The following is a 1,278-nucleotide window of genomic DNA, read 5'->3' as shown; positions in this document are numbered from 1 at the left end:
AAAAATCCTCAGTTTTAAACATTAATGAGTGTATTTTTTTGTACTTTTTTCCAGGTTGAATACAACTCAAATTTATGAGACATCAGGATTATATATAGCAATCAGAAATGAGATGTGAGAATTGAGATGTTCCTTAAAAGGTAAAAGGATAGAATATAGCAGTTATCTTGAATAAAATACATTTTATTCTTCCCTGTTCCCTGTTCCCTGTTCCCTGTTCCCTGTTCCCTAAAATTCTCCAATATCTCACAACTAAAATCATATTGCTATATTTATTCAGCCAGTCTTAATCAGATGTTTTAGCAAGAAAAAAATAATTCACAATTTAGATCATAATCATAAACTTAACTATCTACAACTAGGAGCTAGTTAACAAATTCAGAAGATAGTATATTTAAAAATTTACCAATAGATAACTGATAAAAAGAAATAAGATTTCCTGATATTCAATCTGACAGTTTTAACCAGAGGTAATTATCCATTATTCATTATCCATTATCCATTATCCATTATCCATTATTCATTATCAATTAATTAACCTACTCCCTCAAAGTATCAAAAAATTACTTTTCCCTTTTGAATAAATACATTGACTCGTACAAGTTTCATCAATTCTAACTGCTACCAGTCCGGGAATTTTATTTTCTAATTGTTCATAAATCCATCTAGCGATCGCTTCACTAGTAGGATTAACTAAGCCTGTAGTTTCGTTTAAGTGATAATGGTCTAAATAATCATCAAGCAGAGGTTTTAGATATTTTTTTATATCTCCATAATCCATAATCATACCCTGCTTTGCACCTGAATTTTCTAATTTATTACCAGAAACATAAATAACACCCCGCCAAGAATGACCATGTAATCTTGCACATTTCCCATCGTGATTAGGCAATTGATGGGAAGCTTCAAATCTAAATTCTTTCCCTATTATCCAAGTTTCCGAGTTAGATTCATTTTTTATAGTTTTATCTTCTTCCTCTTTTTTTTCATTTAATTCCATTGCTTTTCAGTTATCAGTTATCAGTTATGGAAAAATTAAGGTATAAAGCCTTCTATTTCAAGAGAAAAAGCGGTCGGGGGATGGCGAGGATTCCTCCCCATATCCAATCGACCAAGAAAAGAAAAAATTCTTTTTAGCCAATCCTATCCGTTATCAGAAGAGGTAATTATTAATTATTAATTATTAATTATTAATTATTGAACAGTACCTCCTCAAGTTTAAGTTTTTTCCCTTCTTTACTAATCCTAAATGATTTGTGAAAAAAACTGTAGAGACTA

The 1,278-nt window shown here is 30.2% G+C and carries 1 protein-coding gene; it reads right to left on the bottom strand.

Going from position 1 to position 1,278, the window contains the following annotated elements; all coding sequences use genetic code 11:
- Positions 1 to 547 precede the first annotated feature (547 nt).
- Complete coding sequence (gene queD / locus F6K22_RS41110; protein ID WP_293110949.1) at positions 548 to 1,000, bottom strand: 6-carboxytetrahydropterin synthase QueD; 453 nt, start codon at positions 998 to 1,000, stop codon at positions 548 to 550.
- Positions 1,001 to 1,278: the final 278 nt, after the last annotated feature.

It is taken from the genome of Okeania sp. SIO2F4 (assembly GCF_010672385.1).
Classification (GTDB): domain Bacteria; phylum Cyanobacteriota; class Cyanobacteriia; order Cyanobacteriales; family Microcoleaceae; genus Trichodesmium.
The sequence above is the reverse complement of the archived record's forward strand: the minus strand, read 5'-3'. Positions and strand labels throughout refer to the sequence as shown.